Origin of the sequence: Bradyrhizobium sp. CCBAU 25360, from assembly GCF_028128695.1 — a bacterium.
GTDB lineage: Bacteria > Pseudomonadota > Alphaproteobacteria > Rhizobiales > Xanthobacteraceae > Bradyrhizobium > Bradyrhizobium ottawaense.
Genome location: NZ_LBJA01000040.1, coordinates 333679 through 353107, shown reverse-complemented (window position 1 = coordinate 353107; position 19429 = coordinate 333679). Strand labels below are relative to the sequence as shown.

Annotated in this window: 17 protein-coding genes; 8 read left to right on the top strand and 9 right to left on the bottom strand. The window is 64.5% G+C overall.

The features are described from left to right. Positions 1–40: 40 nt before the first annotated feature. The gene (locus tag XH81_RS21145; RefSeq protein WP_028139362.1) at positions 41–796 is read left to right on the top strand and encodes an outer membrane lipoprotein carrier protein LolA; all 756 of its coding nucleotides are present in this window, start codon (positions 41–43) and stop codon (positions 794–796) included. A 153-nt stretch (positions 797–949) separates the two neighbouring features. Further along, a complete protein-coding gene (xth, locus tag XH81_RS21140) occupies positions 950–1765 on the top strand; it encodes an exodeoxyribonuclease III (RefSeq protein WP_038974763.1) in 816 nt (271 codons plus the stop codon). A gap of 49 nt (positions 1766–1814) precedes the next feature. On the opposite strand, the gene XH81_RS21135 is transcribed toward xth, so the two are convergent. Together XH81_RS21135 and XH81_RS21130 are read right to left on the bottom strand one after the other, a co-directional pair. Continuing rightward, positions 1815–2258: a cyclic nucleotide-binding domain-containing protein gene (locus tag XH81_RS21135; protein WP_018323556.1), complete on the bottom strand. Its 444-nt coding sequence runs from the start codon at positions 2256–2258 to the stop codon at positions 1815–1817. Positions 2259–2316: 58 nt separating this feature from the next. Next, on the bottom strand, positions 2317–3003 hold the full coding sequence (locus tag XH81_RS21130) for a response regulator transcription factor (RefSeq protein ID WP_007598630.1): 687 nt from the start codon (positions 3001–3003) through the stop codon (positions 2317–2319). A 203-nt stretch (positions 3004–3206) separates the two neighbouring features. Here XH81_RS21130 and XH81_RS21125 point away from each other — a divergent pair, with 203 nt between their 5' ends. Both XH81_RS21125 and XH81_RS21120 read left to right on the top strand, forming a co-directional pair. After that, positions 3207–3776 (top strand): L,D-transpeptidase family protein, encoded by a 570-nt coding sequence (locus XH81_RS21125; RefSeq protein WP_028139364.1) that lies wholly within the window; start codon positions 3207–3209, stop codon positions 3774–3776. A 6-nt stretch (positions 3777–3782) separates the two neighbouring features. Continuing rightward, positions 3783–4568 carry a 2-keto-4-pentenoate hydratase gene (locus XH81_RS21120; RefSeq protein WP_097668239.1) on the top strand — a complete coding sequence of 262 codons (786 nt, stop codon included), beginning with the start codon at positions 3783–3785 and terminating at the stop codon, positions 4566–4568. A 52-nt stretch (positions 4569–4620) separates the two neighbouring features. On the opposite strand, the gene XH81_RS21115 is transcribed toward XH81_RS21120, so the two are convergent. Then, the gene (locus tag XH81_RS21115) at positions 4621–5310 is read right to left on the bottom strand and encodes a YggS family pyridoxal phosphate-dependent enzyme (protein ID WP_028139366.1); all 690 of its coding nucleotides are present in this window, start codon (positions 5308–5310) and stop codon (positions 4621–4623) included. Between the two features lie 108 nt (positions 5311–5418). On the opposite strand from XH81_RS21115, the gene XH81_RS21110 reads away from it, so the two are divergent. Further along, positions 5419–7116 (top strand): diguanylate cyclase domain-containing protein, encoded by a 1698-nt coding sequence (locus XH81_RS21110; protein WP_028139367.1) that lies wholly within the window; start codon positions 5419–5421, stop codon positions 7114–7116. A gap of 43 nt (positions 7117–7159) precedes the next feature. Here the strand turns inward: XH81_RS21110 and XH81_RS21105 are convergent, their stop codons facing one another. Beyond that, positions 7160–8206 carry a GGDEF domain-containing protein gene (locus XH81_RS21105; RefSeq protein WP_179879877.1) on the bottom strand — a complete coding sequence of 349 codons (1047 nt, stop codon included), beginning with the start codon at positions 8204–8206 and terminating at the stop codon, positions 7160–7162. A gap of 191 nt (positions 8207–8397) precedes the next feature. Here XH81_RS21105 and leuS point away from each other — a divergent pair, with 191 nt between their 5' ends. The 3 genes from leuS (at position 8398) to holA (ending at position 12721) form a co-directional block, all read left to right on the top strand. Beyond that, entirely contained in the window at positions 8398–11022 is a 2625-nt protein-coding gene (gene leuS / locus XH81_RS21100; RefSeq protein WP_038973010.1) for a leucine--tRNA ligase, read from the top strand. Beyond that, the gene (gene lptE / locus XH81_RS21095) at positions 11009–11560 is read left to right on the top strand and encodes an LPS assembly lipoprotein LptE (RefSeq protein ID WP_018323549.1); all 552 of its coding nucleotides are present in this window, start codon (positions 11009–11011) and stop codon (positions 11558–11560) included. Before leuS ends, lptE begins: the two co-directional genes overlap by 14 nt. A gap of 132 nt (positions 11561–11692) precedes the next feature. Next, a complete protein-coding gene (holA, locus tag XH81_RS21090) occupies positions 11693–12721 on the top strand; it encodes a DNA polymerase III subunit delta (protein WP_271596354.1) in 1029 nt (342 codons plus the stop codon). A 150-nt stretch (positions 12722–12871) separates the two neighbouring features. On the opposite strand, the gene XH81_RS21085 is transcribed toward holA, so the two are convergent. The 5 genes from XH81_RS21085 to mnmE form a co-directional block, all read right to left on the bottom strand. Next, a complete protein-coding gene (locus XH81_RS21085) occupies positions 12872–13759 on the bottom strand; it encodes a ParB/RepB/Spo0J family partition protein (protein ID WP_028139371.1) in 888 nt (295 codons plus the stop codon). Positions 13760–13908: 149 nt separating this feature from the next. Next, a complete protein-coding gene (locus XH81_RS21080) occupies positions 13909–14787 on the bottom strand; it encodes a ParA family protein (protein ID WP_018323546.1) in 879 nt (292 codons plus the stop codon). Positions 14788–14817: 30 nt separating this feature from the next. After that, positions 14818–15447 (bottom strand): 16S rRNA (guanine(527)-N(7))-methyltransferase RsmG, encoded by a 630-nt coding sequence (gene rsmG / locus XH81_RS21075; RefSeq protein ID WP_371731601.1) that lies wholly within the window; start codon positions 15445–15447, stop codon positions 14818–14820. A 153-nt stretch (positions 15448–15600) separates the two neighbouring features. Continuing rightward, positions 15601–17481: a tRNA uridine-5-carboxymethylaminomethyl(34) synthesis enzyme MnmG gene (mnmG, locus tag XH81_RS21070; protein ID WP_038948663.1), complete on the bottom strand. Its 1881-nt coding sequence runs from the start codon at positions 17479–17481 to the stop codon at positions 15601–15603. A 569-nt stretch (positions 17482–18050) separates the two neighbouring features. Then, positions 18051–19403 carry a tRNA uridine-5-carboxymethylaminomethyl(34) synthesis GTPase MnmE gene (mnmE, locus tag XH81_RS21065; RefSeq protein ID WP_095424547.1) on the bottom strand — a complete coding sequence of 451 codons (1353 nt, stop codon included), beginning with the start codon at positions 19401–19403 and terminating at the stop codon, positions 18051–18053. Positions 19404–19429 lie beyond the last annotated feature (26 nt).

Below are 19429 nucleotides of genomic sequence, written 5' to 3'. Positions count from 1 at the left end.
CATTCGATTCGCTGCCACCATCGCTGCGCGAAGCGCGCGTGTGGCCGGCGTGCTTCTCGTCACCGCTGCTATGGTGACGGCGTCCTCGTTCGCGCAGAACGTCCCGGTGCCGAAACCCGCGCCGAAGGGCCGCGACGGCGGAGCGTCCCCCGGCGGGCCCGCAGTCACCGGAGCGACTCAGACGCCGCCGAATCCGGTGATCCCGGATCCGCGCCGCAACGTGCCGAGCAGCATCTTCCAGACCTTCGATGCCAACCAGAAGGCGCAGGCGGCCAAGGTCAGTGCCTATTTGTCGTCGCTGTCGACGCTGGTCGGGAATTTCGTCCAGGTCGGTCCCGACGGCAGCAAGACGCAAGGCGATTTCTACATCCAGAAACCTGGCAAGGTGCGCTTCGAATATGACGCGCCGAGCCCGATCGACATCGTCGCAGACGGATCCTCGCTGGTGGTGCGCGACCGCAAGCTCGCGACCCAGGACGTCTATCCGCTGTCGCAGACGCCGCTGCGTTTCCTGCTGTCGGATCGCATCGACCTGATGAAGGACACCAATGTCGTTGGCGTCTCAGCCGACGACGTCTTCGTCAGCGTCACCATCGAGGAGAAGCAGGCGCTGGTCGGCACCAGCCGCCTCCTGCTGATGTTCGGCGCCAAGGACGGCCAGTTGAAGCAGTGGACCGTCACCGATCCGCAGGGCTACGACACCACGATCGCGGTCTACAATCTGGACTCGAGCAAGAAGCTCGATCCCGGCATGTTCAAGATCGATTTCACCAATTACGGCCCGGCACCGGGATAGGTCTCGTAGGGTGGGTTAGCGCAGCGTAACCCACCACTTCTGCTACCGCGGTGAAAGACCGTGGTGGGTTACGCCTTCGGCTAACCCACCCTACGAGAGCTCGCTGTGGACAAGCATTTTCCCAGCACTAATCCGTGCTAAGACGCATTTCCCATGCGTTTTTCCCTGACAACCTGGAACATCAATTCGGTGCGGCTGCGCATCGATCTGGTCGCGAAATTCCTCAAGAGCGCGCGGCCGGACGTGCTGTGCCTGCAGGAGACCAAGTGCATCGACGATGCCTTTCCGCTGAAGCGCTTCAGGCGGCTCGGCTACGAGCACGTCGCGCTGAACGGGCAGAAGGGCTATCACGGCGTCGCCATCGTCTCGAAGATTCCGTTCGAATCGACTGATATCCGCACCTTCTGCGACAAGCTGGATTCGCGTCACATCTCCGTATCGTTCGGCGAGAAGGCCAGTATCGCAAAGCCGCTGGTGGTGCATAATTTCTATGTCCCCGCCGGCGGCGACATTCCCGATCCCGCGCTGAACGAGAAGTTCGACCACAAGCTTCGCTTCCTCGACGAGATGAAGGCGTGCGAGCCGCTGCATCCGCGCGGCGAGGATCGCCACATCCTGGTCGGCGATCTCAACGTCGCCCCACACGAGAACGACGTGTGGTCGCACAAGCAGCTTCTGAAGGTGGTCTCGCACACGCCGATCGAAACCGAAAAGCTGCAGGCCGCGCTAGCCGCCGGCGAATGGGTCGACGTCGCACGCGAGCGGATTCCGATGTCGGAAAAAGTCTATACGTGGTGGAGCTACCGCTCCGCCGACTGGACCGTCGGCGACCGCGGCCGCCGGCTCGATCACATCTGGGTCTCGCGCGCGTTGAAGGATGCGGTCAGCGATTTCAGGATTCTGCGCGATGCGCGGAGCTGGGAGCGGCCGTCGGACCACGTGCCTGTCACGGTGACGCTGGAGGTGTAGCGTCTGTCATTCCAGGGCGACGAAGTCGCGCGCCCGGAATGACGGGAAGCTACGACGTCAGCTTCGCACCCGCCATCAGGATATCGCTGGCAATCTGGCTCGAGCGGACCGCGAACTCATCGCGCAGGCGAACCGCCGCGGCCGGATCGCTTTCGAGCACGCGCTGAAACAGGCTGCGTGCGACGCGGATGACGGAGGAGTGCTCCAGCGCGATCGCGCTCGACGGCCGCTTCATCGGCACCACCAGCGCGAGCTCGCCGATCAGCGCGCCGGGACCGGCGATCATCTCGGCGCCGGCGCCGTCATCGACCCGGAAGGCGCCGCGCTGGACCACGAAGCCGGCATCGGCGTCGTCGCCGAGATTGAACAGGGTATCGCCGCGGACGAAGTTACGCTGCTCGGAGCCGATCGCCAGCATGCGCAACGAGGCGTCTCCCAACAGGCGCAATGTCGGGACACGCTCGAGAAGCGCTACGTCGTCGTCAATTGACATTCAGATCCGAGGCTCAAAGGCATGCGATCTAAAACGATTCGCACGCCCTTCGAGCGTATCACGGCACCAGCTTGTAGCCACCGGCTTCCGTGACCAGGATTTCCGGGTTGGCGGCATCCTTCTCGATCTTCTGGCGGAGGCGGTAGATGTGGGTTTCCAGCGTGTGGGTGGTGACGCCGGAATTATAACCCCAGACCTCCTGGAGCAGGGTCTCGCGCGAAACCGGCATCTGGCCGGCGCGGTAGAGGAAGCGGAGGATGGCGGTCTCCTTCTCCGTCAGCCGCACCTTGCGCGCATTGGCGGCGGTGAGCATCTTGGAGCCGGGCCGGAAGGAGTAGGGGCCGACCGAGAACACCGCGTCCTCGCTGGCCTCGTGCTGGCGCAGCTGGGCGCGGATGCGGGCCAGCAGGACGGCGAAACGAAAGGGCTTTGCCACATAGTCGTTGGCGCCGGATTCGAGCCCCAAAATCGTATCGGAATCGGTGTCGTGCCCGGTCAGCATGATGATCGGGGCCTTGAAGCCGCCCTTGCGCAAGGAGCGGACCACCTCGCGGCCGTCGGTGTCGGGCAGGCCGACATCCATCAGCACGAGATCGGGGGCATTGGCCTTGGCGGCGCTCGCGCCCTTGGCGCCGGTATCGACGGCGGAGGCTTCGAATTCTTCGTGTAGCGATAATTGCTCCACCAACGTGTCGCGCAGATCGGTATCGTCATCCACGATCAGGATCTTGCGGGCATTGGCCATAGGGGGTCATCCTTTTGGGGTCCGGCTCGGCGCGCATCCATGCTGCACCCAGCCGTGAGGGGAAGTTTAGGGGTCGCCGTTATTATTGTTGTTCGTGTTGAAGTAGTGGGCTGTTACCGATTCACAAGCCGGAAGCACTCTAACTCAGAATAGCAGGCCGGTTTGATGAATGTCCTGTAATGAATTCGACATTGCACGTTCACATGAAAAATAAAGCAGCTTCAGTTGGTTACACCAAGAATCGAAGCGCCGGACCGCTCTCTGCGATCCGCGTTAAGCCTGCGGCCGGGAATCCGCGCCGAGGCTGGCTGACGGCGGGATCGCTGACCATACCGGTTGCGCTGGGGCGGGGCGGCATCCTGGCCAACAAGCGCGAGGGCGACGGCGGCACCCCCAGGGGCAGCTTCCGTCCCAAGCGCTTGTGGTGGCGGGGCGACCGACACAGCCGTCCGCAGAGCTTCCTGCCGGCCCGGATCATCACCGGAGAGGACGCCTGGTGCGAGGACCCCAGGGATCGCCATTACAACCAGGGAATCCGGCTCGACGAGGGGCAGGGCGGTGACCGGCTCAAGCGTGCCGACCATCTCTATGACTTCATCATCGAAATCGACCACAACACGCGACCGCGGGTCGCCGGCCGCGGCAGCGCGGTATTTTTGCACCTGGCCCGCGACAATTTCGGCCCGACCGCGGGCTGCGTCTCCATGACGAAATCTGCGATGCTGCAATTGCTGCGGCGATTGGGACCAAGAACAAGAATCATCATCGGGTGAGGACGTATGCTCGACAGGGATCAGATCGCAGCCGCCTCGCGCGTGCTCGTTCAACATTGGCGCGACGGCACCAAGCTTGACGCGCTGGAGCCGCGGTTGCGGCCACAGAGCCGCACGGAGGGCTACGCCATCCAGGCCGGGCTCGAAACATTGTCGCGCGGGACATTGTTCGGCTGGAAGATCGCGGCCACGAGCGTATCAGGACAGAAGCACATCAATGTCACGGGACCGCTCGCCGGTCGCATCATGAGCGACACCGTGATTGCCGATGGCGGGACTGCGTCGATGAAGGGCAACGAGATGCGCGTCGGCGAACCTGAATTCGCCTTCCGCATGGGACGCGATCTGGCGCCGCGTGCAACGCCCTACAGCGTCGATGAGGTGCTCGCCGCGGTCGACACCTTCCATCCTGCGATCGAGATTCCCGATTCGCGCTTTGCCGATTTCGCTGGAGCGGGCGAGGCGCAGCTGATCGCCGACAATGCCTGCGCGCATCTGTTCGTGCTGGGCGCGGCGACGACTGCGAACTGGCGTGCGATGGATCTCGTCGAGGAGCGGCCCCAGATCACGCTGCGCGGCGAGCGCTGTGTCGGCCACGGTAAGAACGTGCTCGGCGACCCCCGCGCCGCGCTCGCCTGGCTCGCCAATGAGCTGCGCGGGCTTGGACTGACCTTGCGGGCGGGGGAGGTGGTGACCACAGGCACGTGCCATCCGCCGCTGCCGATCGAGGCCGGCGATCATTTCGCGGCGGACTTTGGCGTGCTGGGGAAGGTGTCAGTGGGGTTTGTGTAAGTAGCCTCATGGTCGTCCCTGCGAACGCATGCGTTCGCAGGGACGACAACAACTACCTGTGCCCGAAGATCGCGCTGCCCACGCGTACATGTGTGGCACCCAGCATGATGGCATTGGCGAAATCCGCGCTCATGCCCATCGAGAGATTCGTCAAGCCGTTGCGCGCGGCGATCTTGGCGGTCAGCGCGAAATGCGCCGCCGGCGGCTCGTCGACCGGCGGGATGCACATCAATCCGGAGATCGTCAGCCCATAGGTGTCGCGGCAGCTGGCGAGGAAGGCGTCGGCCTCGCCGGGCGCGATGCCGGCCTTCTGCGGCTCCTCGCCGGTGTTGATCTGGACGAAGAGTTGCGGGTGCTTGTTCTGGGATTCGATTTCCTTGGCTAACGCCTGGCAAATGCTCGGACGGTCGACCGAATGGATCGCGTCGAACAGCGCGACCGCCTCTTTCGCCTTGTTGGATTGCAGCGGTCCGATCAGATGCAGCGCGATGCCCGAGTAAACAGACGTTAACGCAGGCCACTTGCCTTTGGCCTCCTGCACCCGATTCTCGCCGAATACGCGCTGTCCGGCGTCGATAACCGGGGTAATTGCATCTGCGGCGAAAGTCTTGGACACCGCGATCAGCGTCACGGAGGCGCGATCGCGTCGCGCATCCTTGCAGGCGCGGGCGATTTCGGCTTCGACCGCGGCGAGCGCGTTTGGTGAATGGCCGGTTACCGGCGCGGCGTTGGCTTCTGTCATGACGTCGCTTGGCTGTGATCCTGACCGAGGTAAGTCCAATTTTACCGAGTTCAAGAAAGAGTTTTTGAACCCTTCGCTTTACCTTGGCCAACGGGGTGGGTAGCGAAGATGGCAAGAATCAGTCTCAACCGCAAACGAGCGAAACTCAAGCAGGTTCTCGGAATCCGGGCGCGGCTTGCATTGCTCGCGGTGATTCTGGTGGCGCCCTTGATGCTCGAGCGCATCCGTTCGCTCGAAGATACCCGCACCCGGCAGATCGCGCAGGCCACGGTTGAATTCACCACCGTGGCGCGACACAGCGCCGATGCGCAGCGCGAGGTGATCTCGTCGGTCGAGACCATCCTGAAATCGGAGGCCTTTATTCGCGCCTCTGCCGGCGGCGTCAGCAAGAGCTGCGACGTGCTGCGCGCGAGCCTGCCGTCGAACCTGCCCTGGATCCGCACGCTTTTGATCGCGGGCGTAGACGGGCGCATCCAGTGCGCGACGAACAACATGTATGTCGGCCTCGACCTGAGCGACCGGCCCTACTTTCAGCAGGCCCAAACGAGCGGCCGCTTCGTGCTGAGCGATTTCATCCTGTCGCGGCCGATAGCGACGCCCACGGTGATGGCGGTTTATCCGGTGTCCGCCTTCAGCGGCGTCTCCGATGCCGTCGTCCTTGCCACGGTCAATCTCGACTGGATGTCGAAGGTCATGAGCAATCTGGGCGGCCGCGCCGGCATCACCGCCGTGCTGGTGGACAGCGCAGGCACCGTGCTGGCCGCTCCGGCCGATCAGCACAGCGCAGTCGGCCGTCCGCTCGACAACATGCCGCTGATGTCGGCGATCGCCGACAGGGCGCTGCGTTCCGACCAGGATGAAGGCTCACTGTCTTTCCTCGCCGCCGACGGCTCGCGCCGCGCCGTCAGCTACATCCGGATCTCCGGCACCAACGCCCGCCTGATCGCCAGCATCGACGAAGACAAGGTGTCCGCGGCGGTCAACCGCGACATCCGCACCGCCTATCTCCAGCTCGCTTTCGTCGTCGTGTTCGTCCTGCTCGGCGCGCTGATCGCCGCCGAAAAGCTCGTCATCAAGCCGATCGAGATGCTCGTCGACATGGCCAAGCGTCTCGGCGAAGGCGATCTGTCGGCCCGCGCGGCGCGCAATCGCCTGCCGGCCGAGTTCGTGCCGCTCGCCCGCGCGTTCAACGCGATGGCGGCGCAGCTGAGCCAGCGCGAGCGCGAGCTGATAGCGAGCAACGACCGGCTGACGGTGATGGCCTCGATCGACATGCTGTCGGGGCTCGCCAACCGTCGCGGCTTCCAGAGCCGGCTCGACTTCGAGTGGATGCGCGCGCAGCAATATGGCAGCGACCTCGCGCTGCTGATGATCGACGTCGACCATTTCAAGCTGTTCAACGACACCTATGGCCATCTCGAAGGCGATTCCTGCCTGACCAGGCTCGGCGAGTCGCTGTCCGGCATCGCCGCCGACACGATGGGCTTTGCGGCGCGCTATGGCGGCGAGGAATTCTGCCTGCTGCTGCCGAACACCGATGTGAACCGCGCCGTGGAAATCGGCGAGCTGGCCCGCGCGGCCGTGCTGAAGCTGTGCCTGCCGCACATCACCTCAGCCCACATGATCGTTACCGTCTCGATCGGCGTTGCCGCGACGAAGCCGAACGAGGCCTTGCGTCCCGGCGACCTGATCGAAGCCGCCGACGCCGCGCTCTACGCCGCAAAACACCGCGGCCGCAACAATGTCGTCGAGCACGGCGTGCAGGCGATCGAGACCGGCGCCACCGAAATGATGATGGCGGGCTGATCGTCAGCCACGACCAACGTCGTCGTCTCCACCCCTCAACAGGCTATCCCGCAACTCCGGCGCGATCGAGCTCGGTCTCCGTCACCACGCGATTGCGGCCGCTGCTCTTGGCGAGATAGAGCGCGCGATCGCAGCGCTCGACGAGATCGGTGATCGCTTCGCCGGCCCGGTACTGCGCCACGCCGATCGACACGCTGATGCTGGGCAGAACCTCGCCGGTGGAGCGGCGGGTGATCGTGCACTCGGCGAGCGCGTGCCTGATCCGGTCGGCGATCTCGGCACAGGTGGCGAGATCGGCATCCGGCAGCACCGCGATCAGCTCCTCGCCGCCATAGCGGGCCGGCAGGTCCTGCTCGCGAACCTTTTCGCGCAGCACCTTCGCCAACAGGCGCAGCACCTGGTCGCCGACGCCGTGGCCGAAATTGTCGTTGAAAGTCTTGAAGTGGTCGATGTCGAGCATCAGCACGCTGAGCGGCTCGCCCCACGCGGCAGTCGCCTGCGCCTTGCGCAGGAATTCGTCGAGCGCCCGCCGGTTTGCGAGGCCGGTCAGCGTGTCGGTCCGGGCGCGCTCCTCGGACCTCGATAGCGAATCGCGGATCACGTCGAGCTCGCGGGTCTTTTCCGCAAAGCCGGCTTCCAGCCGTGTCGCCCGTGTGGCGGCCCGCGCCAGCTCGTTCATGAGCTGGGCAACCAGCGCCTTCGGATCGACGCCGGCCTTGCCCTGGTCCGCCACCTCGCTGATGACCTGCATCTGCGAATGATTGTCGGCGATCGCGGTCGCCAGAAACTCCTTCGCGGCCCCCATGAGCGCCTGCAGCCGCTCGGACGTGTCGACCACGGCGGCACTCACCTGGGGCGCGACATAGGTCTTGAACAGGTCCTGATTGGTTCGGGCGTCGAAAGGACGATTGTGGTCGATCAGAAGATCGATCGCGTTGCGCAGATCCTCATGGCCGTCCCCGAAATACAGGAACCAGACGGCAAAATTGGCCGGGGTCGGCGCAATCCGCTGTTCGGCCATGCTCCGCATCGCCCGTCCGGCAATGGACGCGGCATAGTCGTAATCGGGCTCGTCGAAGCTGGAATCCATCGCACTCATGCGGTCTCGTCGGGCCGCAAATTGGCATTGACCCCTTAATCACACCCCAACGCCGACCTTCGTAGTTATGCGGAGGCCCCGGCAAAGTTCCAAACTGCGGCAACCCATTGACCCCCTAAGGACTTCTATGGCCTAGTCCGCCGTCTTGAGACGGCCGAACCCACGAAAACCCCAACGATTCCATGACCTCCGAACGCTATAACGCCCGCGACGCCGAACCGCGCTGGCAACGCCTCTGGGACGAACAGGCGATCTTCGTCTCCAAGAACGACGATTCGCGGCCGAAATACTATGTGCTCGAGATGTTCCCCTACCCGTCCGGGCGCATCCATATCGGCCATGTTCGGAATTATACGCTCGGCGACGTGCTGGCCCGCTTCATGCGCGCCAAGGGGTTCAACGTGCTGCATCCGATGGGCTGGGACGCTTTCGGCCTGCCGGCCGAGAATGCCGCGATTGAGCGCAAGGTCGCGCCGAAAGCCTGGACCTACGACAACATCGCCGCGATGAAAAAGCAGCTCCGCTCGATCGGGCTGTCGCTGGACTGGTCACGCGAATTCGCGACCTGCGACCCCAGCTACTACAAGCATCAGCAGAAGATGTTCCTGGACATGCTCGGCGCCGGCCTCGCCGAGCGTGAGAAGCGCAAGCTCAACTGGGATCCGGTCGACATGACCGTGCTCGCCAACGAGCAGGTGATCGACGGCCGCGGCTGGCGTTCCGGCGCCGTTGTCGAACAACGGGAAATGAGCCAGTGGGTCTTCAAGATCACGAAGTACTCGCAAGAGCTGCTGTCCGCGCTCGATGGGCTCGATCGCTGGCCCGACAAGGTCCGGCTGATGCAGCGCAACTGGATCGGCCGCTCGGAAGGGCTGCTGGTTCGCTTCGCGCTGGATCAGGCGACGACGCCCGCCGGCGAGAGCGAGCTGAAGATCTTCACGACGCGCCCGGACACGCTGTTCGGCGCAAAGTTCATGGCGATCTCGGCAGATCATCCGCTGGCGCAGGCGGCCGCCGCGAAGAACCCCGAGCTTGCGGAGTTCATTGCCGACATCAAGAAGATCGGCACCGCGCAATCGATCATCGACACCGCGGAGAAGCAGGGCTTTGACACCGGCATCCGCGCGGTGCACCCGTTCGATCCGAATTGGAAGCTGCCGGTCTATGTCGCCAATTTCGTGCTGATGGAATACGGCACCGGCGCGATCTTCGGCTGCCCGGCGCATGACCAGCGCGACCTCGACTTCGTCAACAAGTACAATCTCGGCAACACGCCGGTGGTGTGCCCCGAGGGCCAGGATCCGAAGTCGTTCGTCATCACCGACACCGCCTATGACGGTGACGGCCGCATGATCAATTCGCGCTTCCTCGACGGCATGACCATCGAGCAGGCCAAGGACGAGGTCGCAAAACGTCTGGAAAGCGAGCAGCGCGGCAACGCGCCGGTCGGCGAGCGCCAGGTGAATTTCCGCCTGCGCGACTGGGGCATTTCGCGCCAGCGCTATTGGGGCTGCCCGATTCCCGTCATCCACTGCCCGAAATGCGATGTGGTGCCGGTCCCGGATGCCGATTTGCCGGTGACGCTGCCTGACGATGCGACCTTCGACAAGCCGGGCAACGCGCTCGACCATCACCCGACCTGGAAGCATGTCACCTGCCCCAAATGCGGGGCCAAGGCTCAGCGCGAAACCGACACCATGGACACCTTCGTGGATTCGTCCTGGTACTTTGCGCGCTTCACCGATCCCTGGAACGAGACCGCTCCGACGACGCCTGCCGTCGCCAACCGGATGCTGCCGGTCGACCAATATATCGGTGGCGTCGAGCACGCGATCCTGCATCTGCTCTACAGCCGCTTCTTCACCCGCGCGATGAAGGCGACCGGGCACATCGCGCTGGACGAGCCGTTCGCCGGCATGTTCACGCAAGGCATGGTGGTGCACGAGACCTACCAGAAGGCCGACGGCACCTATGTGCAGCCGGCCGAGGTCAAGGTCGAGGTCGGCGGCAACGGCCGGCGCGCGACGCTGCTGACGTCGGGCGAAGACATCCAGATCGGCCCGATCGAGAAGATGTCGAAATCGAAGAAGAACACGGTCGATCCCGACGACATCATCGAGACCTACGGCGCCGATGTCGCCCGCTGGTTCATGCTGTCGGATTCACCGCCCGACCGCGACGTGATCTGGAGCGACGAGCGCGTCCAGGGTGCCTCGCGCTTCGTGCAGCGGCTGTGGCGGCTGGTGAACGATTCCATCGAACTCGGCAAAGCCGCGCCGGCGGCCCGGCCGGCCAGCTTCGGCCCGGACGCGACCGCCTTGCGCAAGGCCGCCCATGGTGCGCTCGACAAGGTCACCACCGGAATCGAACGGCTGCACTTCAACGTCTGCCTGGCCCATATCCGCGAATTCGCCAACACCTTCTCGGAGATCTTGCAGCGACCCGGCCAGCCCGCCCCTGATTTGGCCTGGGCGATCCGCGAAGCCGGTCAGATCCTGGTCCAGCTGTTCTCCCCGATGATGCCGCACCTTGCCGAAGAGTGCTGGCAGGCTCTGGGCCAGAGCGGGCTGGTTTCCGAGGCCCATTGGCCGCAAATCGAACGCGATTTGCTGGTTGAAGACAGCGTGACCCTCGTGGTCCAGGTCAACGGCAAGAAGCGGGGTGACGTCACAGTTGCAACAGCGGCCCAGAATCCGGAAATCGAGGCTGCCGTTTTGGCTCTCGATGCGGTAAAACTGGCCCTGGACGGCAAGCCCGTCCGCAAGGTGATCATCGTCCCCAAGAGGATCGTAAATGTTGTCGGCTAGGATCCGCATCGCAGCCCGCTTGCTGGCGGTCGCCGCATTGGCGGCGCTGACGGCTGGTTGCTTCCAGCCGATGTATGCCGAGCGTGGCGACGGCACCCCCGGCTTGCGCGAGAAACTGATGGGGGTCGAGCTCCCGCCGATCGCCAAGCCCAATGCCTCCCGCGAGGCCCGTGTCGGTGTCGAAGTCCGCAATGCTCTCGCCTTCAAGCTCTACGGCACCGCGACGGGAATGCCGCCGACCCATCGGCTGGACATCCGCTTCACCTCCAGCCGTTCTTCGCTGATCGTCAGCGCCACGACGGGATTGCCGACCAGCGAAAACCTCGGCATCGACGCCCAGTACAATCTGATCGAGGTCGCGACCGGTAAGTCGGTGATGACCGGCACCACGTTCTCGCGCGTGTCCTATGACATGCCAGGGTCCTATCAGCGCTTCTCTCGCACCCGCGCCGTGCGCGACGCGGAGGATCGTGCCGCCAACGAGATCGCTGAGAACATCACCACCCGCCTCGCCTCGTTCTTCACCGCAGGCACCTGATTATTCCCGTCATTCGGGGCTCGCGAAGCGAGAACTACGGTGCGCAATTGCGCACCTGAGAATCTCGATTCCCAACCTCTGGGTTCCGGGTTCGCGCTCCGCGCGCCCCGGAATGACAAGGTAACAGGCAACATGGTCGCGCTGCGTGGAAAAGAGATCGACGCCTTCCTCGCCCGCCCCGATGCGGGCCGCCCGATCATCCTGCTCTACGGTCCCGATGCCGGCCTGGTGCGCGAGCGCGCCGATGCGCTGATCGCCTCTGCCGTCGATGATCCCAACGATCCGTTCTCGCTGGTCAGGCTCGACGGTGACGAGCTCTCCGCCGAGCCCTCGCGCCTCGTCGACGAGGCCATGACGGTGCCGCTGTTCGGCGGTCGCCGCGCCATCCGCATTCGCGCCGGCTCGCGCAGCTTTGCCAGCGGTATCGATACGCTGGCGGAGATGTCGGTGAAAGATTGCCGCGTCGTAATCGAGGCCGGCGAGCTGCGCCCGGAATCGCCGCTGCGAAAAGCCTGCGAGAAGGCCAAGGCCGCGGTAGCGATCGGCTGCTATCCCGACACCGAGCGCGACCTTGCCAAGCTGATGGATGACGAATTGCGCATCGCAAATTTGCGCATCGCGCAGGACGCCCGCGCGGCGCTGATGTCGTTCCTCGGCGGCGACCGCCAGGCCTCGCGCAACGAGCTGCGCAAGCTGACGCTCTACGCCCACGGCAAAGGCGAGGTCACGCTGGACGACGTGATGGCCGTGGTCGCTGATGCGTCCGAGCTCAAGCTCGACCCGATCGTCGACGGGGCCTTTGCCGGACGGCCCGACATCGTCGAGACCGAATTCGCAAAGGCCATGATCGCCGGCACCTATCCCGGCGTGATCATCTCCGCCGCGCAGCGTCAGGCTGCGTGGCTGCACAAATCGGCGCTCGCAATCGCCGACGGCCAGCCTGCCTCCGCCGTGCTCGACGGCGGCTATCCGCGCCTGCATTTTTCACGTAAGCCCGCGGTCGAAACGGCGCTGCGAAATTTCAGCGTGGCGCGGCTCGCCGCCATCATCGAGCAGTTCGCGACCGCGGCGCTCGACACCCGCAAGCAATCCACGCTAGCCGCCGCCATCGCCCAGCGGACATTGATGGCGATCGCCGCGAACGCGAAGCGGCGGGGCTGAGCCACGCTGTCATCCCCGCGAACGCGGGGATCCATAACCACAGGAAGTCGTTTGGCGAAGACTTGCGGTCCGGTACTGCGCGCCCGGTCCGATCGATAAATCACGCGGTATGGGTCCCCGCGTTCGCGGGGATGACAGCGAGGGCTTGGCCTACAGCACGCCCTTCGCCAGCCGCTTCATCACTTCGTCGAGCTGATCGAGGTTGCTGTAGCTGATCTGGACCGAGCCGCCGGGATCGCGGTGATTGACGGTGACCTTGAGGCCGAGCGCGTCGCTGACGCGCTTTTCGAGATCGATCGTGTCGGGGTCCTTTTCCTTGCCGCCGGTGGCGCGCGCCTTTTGCGGCTTGCGCTCCGGTACGCCCTCTTCATGCGCGAGCGCTTCGGCCTGGCGGACGTTGAGGCCCTCCTCGACGATGCGCTTGGCGGCGGCGAGCGGATCGGGCACGCCGATCAGCGCGCGGGCGTGGCCTGCGGTCAGCTCACCGGTCGCGATGAAGGCCTGCACCTCGGCCGGCAGCTTCGTCAGCCGCATCATGTTGGCGACGTGGCTGCGGCTCTTGCCGACGACCTTTGCGATGTCGTCCTGGCTGCGTTTGAACTCGTTGGCGAGCGCATGATAGCCCTGCGCCTCTTCCATCGGGTTGAGGTCCTCGCGCTGCACGTTCTCGACGATCGCGAACTCCAGCGCGTCGCTGTCGCTGATGTCGACCGGGACGATCGGCACTTCGTGCAGGCCGGCCATCTGCGAGGCGCGCCAGCGCCGTTCGCCGGCGATGATCTCAAAGCGGTCCTGTGCGCCCTTCACCGGACGCACCACGATCGGCTGGATCACGCCGTGCTGCCTGATCGACTCGCTGAGCTCCTTCAGCTCGGTGTCCGAAAAGGTGCGGCGCGGATTGCGCGGATTGGCCTTGATGAACTCGATCGGCACCTTGCGCTGCGCGCGCGGCCGATCGACATGCTGAGCCTCGCCGCCGACGTCACCGATCAGACTTGCAAGACCCCGGCCCAATCGCGAACGCGCTTCGTCGGCCATCGCCAGCTCCCTTGGATTCACGGTGCAGCACTCCAGAACTGAATTTCGAATCGTAGAATCTTGGGGTGGGCAAAGCGAAGCGTGCCCACCGATCGTGTGTGGAAGACGGTGGGCACGGCGAAGACGCCTTTGCCCACCCTACGGCCTCGTCAATGCGTGACGCGCAGCTCGCGCTCGCGCTGGATCACTTCGGTGGCGAGCCGCAAATAGGCTTCGCTGCCGACGCATTTGAGATCGTAGACCAGCACCGGCTTGCCGTAGGACGGCGCTTCCGAGATGCGCACGTTGCGCGGGATCATGGTCTTGTAGACCTTCTCGCCCATGAACTGCCGGACGTCGGCGACGACCTGGTTGGAGAGGTTGTTGCGCGAGTCGAACATGGTCAGCACGATGCCGTGGATCGACAGGTTCGGATTGAGCGTCGAGCGCACCTGTTCCACCGTCTGCAGCAATTGCGACAGACCTTCGAGCGCGAAGAACTCGCACTGCAGCGGCACCAGGATCGCGTCCGAGGCCGCCATCGCGTTCACCGTGAGCAGGTTGAGCGAGGGCGGGCAGTCGATCAGCACATAGGTGTAGTCGGCATCCGGCGAGACGTTGTTGTTGAGCGCACCGATGGCGTCGCGCAGCTTGAAGGCGCGGCCGGGCGTGGTGCCGAGCTCGAGCTCGAGGCCGGAGAGATCCATGGTCGAGGGCGCGATGTGCAGCCGCGGCACCGCGGTCGAGACCACGGCCTCGCGCAGCGGGGCTTCACCAATCAGCACGTCATAGGTCGAGCATGAGCGGTTGCGGCGATCGATGCCGAGGCCGGTCGAGGCGTTGCCCTGCGGATCGAGATCGACGATCAACACACGCTCGCCGATCGCGGCGAGTGCGGTGCCAAGATTGATCGCTGTGGTTGTTTTCCCCACACCGCCCTTCTGATTCGCCAGCGCCAGGATGCGCGGATGGCCATGCGGCACCTCGCTGGTCGGTTCTTGGGTCGGTTCTTGGGTCTGCTCTTGCTGCGGCTCGTCAATCACGGTCATCGAAATTTCCCCACTCAACCCCTGAGCGCCTCAGCTGCGCCGTTCGGCGGCATCGAGCTCCACGATCCAGCCGTCACCCGTGCGGCTTTGGTGGAGTCGAGGCTCGATATTCCAATATTTAGCGGCTTCGGTCAATTCAGCCTCTACATCTTGACCCTTGAGAAATAACGCCTTTGCGCCTTGGCGCATCAGCGGCTCCGCAAAGCCGATGAGTTGATGTAGCGGAGCCAGCGCACGGGCGGTGACGCAATCGACGGGGCCGGTGATTCTATCCACATTATCCCCGATCTCAGCGAGATGTACGACTCCCGGAGATGTGGTGACGCGAACCGCTTCGCGCAGGAACGCCGCCTTCTTGGCGATTCGCTCGACGAGATGAACGCTCGCACCCGGCGTCCCGGCCATGGCGCAGGCCAGGACAATGCCGGGAAAGCCGCCGCCGCTGCCGAGATCGGCCCAGCGCTTCGCGGCGGGCGCGAGATCGACGAGCTGGAGCGAATCGGCGATGTGCCGGGTCCAGAGCTGCGGCAGGGTCGAGGGCGCGACCAGATTGGTCTTGGCCTGCCACTCCCGCAGCAGCGCGATGTAGCGATCGAGCCGGGCTTCCGTTTCATGTGAAACGGGCGCGAGCTCGAGCGCCTCACGCTTGTCGGCAGCGATGACGGAATCGAGCGCCTGATCGTTGGCACTGGCTTTGTCGATCTTCGGCTTGGTCGGTCCCGGGTCAGATCGACGATGCGCGCCCTCACCTGTCCCTGGTCGTCGCGTTAGCGGTCTGTCCCCGCCCGGTCCGCGCTGTTTCACGTGAAACGCCTATGCGATTGCCTTGGTGGATTTGCGTGCCTCACGCCGGAGATAGGCCGCGAGAATGCCGAGCGCTGCCGGCGTCATGCCGTCGATCCGGCCAGCCTGCCCGACGGTGAACGGCCGTGCCTTCTCCAGCTTGGCACGCACCTCGTTGGAGAGCCCGGGCACCTGCTGGTAATCGACCTCAGACAGCACCAGCCCCTCGTCGCGCCGGAAGGCCTCGACGTCGGCGCTCTGGCGATCGAGGTAGACATCGTACTTGGCGTCGATCTCGAGATGTGTGGCGATGACGGGATCGATGGCGGACAGCTCCGGCCAGATCGCGCGGACCTGGCTCCAGCCGATATCCGGATAGGCCATCAGGGAGAACGCCGACCGGCGCTGGCCGTCCCGGTTCAGGGACAGCCCGTGCTTGATCGCTTCGTTCGGGGTGATCGCCAGCGACTTCGACAGCGCCCTGGCCGCGTTCAGGGCGTCCATCTTGGCACGATGATGCTGGGTCCGGGCACTGCCGACGCACCCCAACGCGATCCCCTTCTCGGTCAAACGCTGATCGGCATTGTCCGCCCGCAAGGTCAGGCGATACTCGGCCCTGGAGGTGAACATCCGATAGGGCTCGCTGATCCCGCGGGTGACGAGGTCGTCGATCATCACACCGAGATAGCCGTCGGCACGGTCGAACACCGTCAATGCGGCCCCGCTCGCAGCCAGTGCCGCGTTCAGGCCGGCCACGATGCCCTGCCCGGCAGCCTCTTCGTATCCGGTGGTGCCGTTGATCTGTCCGGCCAGGAACAGGCCGCGGAGGCGCTTGGTCTGCAGGGTCGGATCGAGCTCGCGGGGATCGATGTGGTCGTATTCGATGGCATAGCCCGGCCGGACCATCTTCACTCGCTCAAGGCCGGGAATGCTGGCGAGGATCGCGAGCTGGACCTCCTCCGGCAGCGAGGTCGAGATGCCGTTGGGATAGACGGTGCTGTCGTCGAGGCCTTCCGGCTCCAGGAAGATCTGATGACCGTCACGATCGCCGAAGCGGACGATCTTGTCCTCGATGGAGGGGCAATAGCGGGGACCAGAGCTCTTGATCTGGCCGGAGTACATCGGGGAGCGATGGACATTGGCCCGGATCACCTCATGGGTCGCGGCCGTGGTCCGGGTGATCCCGCACTGGATCTGCGGGGTGGTGATCCGCTCGGTCATCACCGAAAACGGCTCTGGCGGCTCGTCGCCGGGCTGCATTTCGACCGCCGACCAGTCGATCGTGGTGCCGTCGAGACGCGGCGGAGTGCCGGTCTTGAGCCGTCCAAGGGTGAAGCCGGCGCGCTCGAAGGAGCCGGAAAGACCCATCGCGGGCGCCTCTCCGACGCGGCCGGCCGGCCAGTTCTTCTCACCGAGATGGATCAGACCACGGAGGAAGGTACCGGTGGTGACGACAACAGCCCCTGCCCGAAGCTCCCGGCCATCCGCCAGGCGCAGTCCGGTGACGCGGTTATCGACCACGATCAGATCGTCAGCCTCGCCTTGGATGACGGAAAGACCCTCGGTTTCCCGGATCGCGGCCTGCATCGCAGCGGCATAAAGCTTCCGGTCGGCTTGGGCCCGAGGACCGCGGACGGCGGGACCTTTTCGACGATTGAGCACGCGAAACTGGATGCCGCCGGCATCGCCCACGCGCCCCATCAGACCGTCCAGCGCATCGACTTCGCGAACCAGATGCCCCTTGCCGAGGCCGCCGATCGCCGGATTGCAGGACATCGCGCCAACGGTGGCGAAACGATGCGTCACCAGAGCCGTCGCAGCGCCCATCCGGGCAGACGCAGCCGCGGCTTCACAGCCGGCGTGGCCGCCGCCAATCACGATGACGTCGAAGCTCTCTCGCTCTGTTCGCATGTCCGGACTTCTAGCTCAGTGTCGGGAAAGCCGGAAGTAGAAACTGGCGAGGCGATGTTTCACGTGAAACACGGACCAGGGGCCGAAAGCGATTTCACGAAAACAACCCCATGCACAGTAGAATGGCCATTGAATTGTTTCGTGTTTCACGTGAAACGAAATCGGCATTCCACCCGGGCAGTTTGGACGCTGGTGGATATTGGATCCGCTGGACGCCACGCTCAGGCATTGCGAGCAAAGCGAAGCAATCCAGAATCCCTCTCGGACGCTTCGTCGCAAGTGCTCCCTCGCACTGACGCGTAGCGGCTGTAACAGTCCTTTACACTCGCGGAGACTGGAACTTCCGTTCGCGCCGGGACCCCGGCCTTCAGCCGAGCGGTGTTTCACGTGAAACAACTGCGCGCACGCCGGATCTCGAACGCGGCGAAGGAGCCGGAGGCCCAGATCACGTCTCACGCCACCCCGACTCCGAAACGGGGTTCCCAAATCGATATCAAGCCTAAAGGGGAATGTTTCACGTGAAACAGAAGGAATGGAACAAGCGCTAGTTCTACAATGAAGAACTAGCTTTATTTTCCGATACAGAACTTTTGGAAGATCGCTCCGAGGACGTCTTCGACATCTACCCGGCCCAGCAATCGGCCCAAGGCGTAAGCGGCGGCGCGCAGCTCTTCGGCTGCAAGCTCCTCGCCGTCTTCTACAAGGTCCAGACTCCGGCGCAAGCTCTCCGACGTCCGGACCAACAGTTCCCTTTGGCGAGCCCGGGTCACCAGCGCGCCCTCGGTGGTTCCGAAAAACTCGGAAGCGAATTTCACCAGCGCATCGACCAGCTCGGGGATGCCATCACCCTGTCTCGCCGAGATCCCGAACTCGCTGCTCAACTTGCTAGCCCGGCCCCCGAGATCGATCTTGTTGCGGACGATCCAGACGGACCCCTCCGACCGATCGCCGCCTTCGGATTTCCGAAGGGAACGCAGCGCGTCCGGATTGACGGCTTGCTCCCCCTCCACCAGCCACAGCACGAGGTCGGCGTCCTCGGCCCGCGCTCGCGCGCGGCGCACGCCCTCCTGCTCGACCGGATCATCGGTCTCGCGGATGCCGGCGGTGTCGATCACCGTGACGGGATAGCCATCGAGATCGAGCTGGACCTCGATCACGTCGCGCGTCGTGCCGGCATGCGGCGAGACGATCGCGACCTCGCGGCGCGCGAGCTGATTCATCAGCGTCGACTTGCCGACATTCGGCTCGCCCGCGATCGCAACCACCAGGCCCTCACGCAGCCGTTCAGAATGTCCCTGTGCCGCAAGGACTTTTGTGATTTCGTCGTGCAGGGCCTTGATCGCTTTCACCGCCGGCGACCTCAATTCCGCCGGCACATCGCCCTCGTCGGAAAAATCGATGCCGGCCTCGATCAGCGCCGAGGCCTCGATGATGCGCTCGCGCCAGTCGCGCGCGCGGTCACCGAGCAGGCCCTGCAACTGGCGCAGCGCCTGGCGCCGCTGGCGGTCGGTGTCGGCATGGATGAGATCGTCGAGACCCTCGGCTTCGGTCAGGTCGAGCTTGCCGTTCTCGAACGCGCGCCGCGTGAACTCGCCCGGCTCGGCGGCTCGCATATTCGGAATTATCGAAATTGCGGCGACCAGTACCGAGAGCACGGCGCGGCCGCCATGAACGTGGAATTCGGCGACGTCCTCGCCGGTCGCGCTGGCCGGCCCCGGAAACCACAGCACGACCGCATCGTCGATCGGCTGGCCCGCGCCGTCACGAAGCAGCCGGCGGCTGGCCTGCCTCGGCGCCGGCAGCTTCCCCGCCAAGGTCGTCAGCGCCAGACCGGCTTGCGGACCCGAGACGCGCACCACGGCGATCGCACTCGGCGCCCGGCCGGACGAGAGCGCAAAGATGGTCTGGTCTCGCGGATGCATGGCCTATTTGTCCGGCTCGGGACGAA

Excerpts from the sequence above, each read along its gene's own strand:
- xth (WP_038974763.1), top strand. The coding sequence starts at position 950 with ATGCGTTTTTCCCTGACAACCTGGAACATCAATTCGGTGCGGCTGCGC.
- XH81_RS21135 (WP_018323556.1), bottom strand. The coding sequence starts at position 2,258 with ATGTCAATTGACGACGACGTAGCGCTTCTCGAGCGTGTCCCGACATTG.
- XH81_RS21130 (WP_007598630.1), bottom strand. The coding sequence starts at position 3,003 with ATGGCCAATGCCCGCAAGATCCTGATCGTGGATGACGATACCGATCTG.
- XH81_RS21125 (WP_028139364.1), top strand. The coding sequence starts at position 3,207 with ATGAAAAATAAAGCAGCTTCAGTTGGTTACACCAAGAATCGAAGCGCC.
- XH81_RS21120 (WP_097668239.1), top strand. The coding sequence starts at position 3,783 with ATGCTCGACAGGGATCAGATCGCAGCCGCCTCGCGCGTGCTCGTTCAA.
- XH81_RS21115 (WP_028139366.1), bottom strand. The coding sequence starts at position 5,310 with ATGACAGAAGCCAACGCCGCGCCGGTAACCGGCCATTCACCAAACGCG.
- XH81_RS21110 (WP_028139367.1), top strand. The coding sequence starts at position 5,419 with ATGGCAAGAATCAGTCTCAACCGCAAACGAGCGAAACTCAAGCAGGTT.
- XH81_RS21105 (WP_179879877.1), bottom strand. The coding sequence starts at position 8,206 with ATGGATTCCAGCTTCGACGAGCCCGATTACGACTATGCCGCGTCCATT.
- leuS (WP_038973010.1), top strand. The coding sequence starts at position 8,398 with ATGACCTCCGAACGCTATAACGCCCGCGACGCCGAACCGCGCTGGCAA.
- lptE (WP_018323549.1), top strand. The coding sequence starts at position 11,009 with ATGTTGTCGGCTAGGATCCGCATCGCAGCCCGCTTGCTGGCGGTCGCC.
- holA (WP_271596354.1), top strand. The coding sequence starts at position 11,693 with ATGGTCGCGCTGCGTGGAAAAGAGATCGACGCCTTCCTCGCCCGCCCC.
- XH81_RS21085 (WP_028139371.1), bottom strand. The coding sequence starts at position 13,759 with ATGGCCGACGAAGCGCGTTCGCGATTGGGCCGGGGTCTTGCAAGTCTG.
- XH81_RS21080 (WP_018323546.1), bottom strand. The coding sequence starts at position 14,787 with ATGACCGTGATTGACGAGCCGCAGCAAGAGCAGACCCAAGAACCGACC.
- mnmG (WP_038948663.1), bottom strand. The coding sequence starts at position 17,481 with ATGCGAACAGAGCGAGAGAGCTTCGACGTCATCGTGATTGGCGGCGGC.
- mnmE (WP_095424547.1), bottom strand. The coding sequence starts at position 19,403 with ATGCATCCGCGAGACCAGACCATCTTTGCGCTCTCGTCCGGCCGGGCG.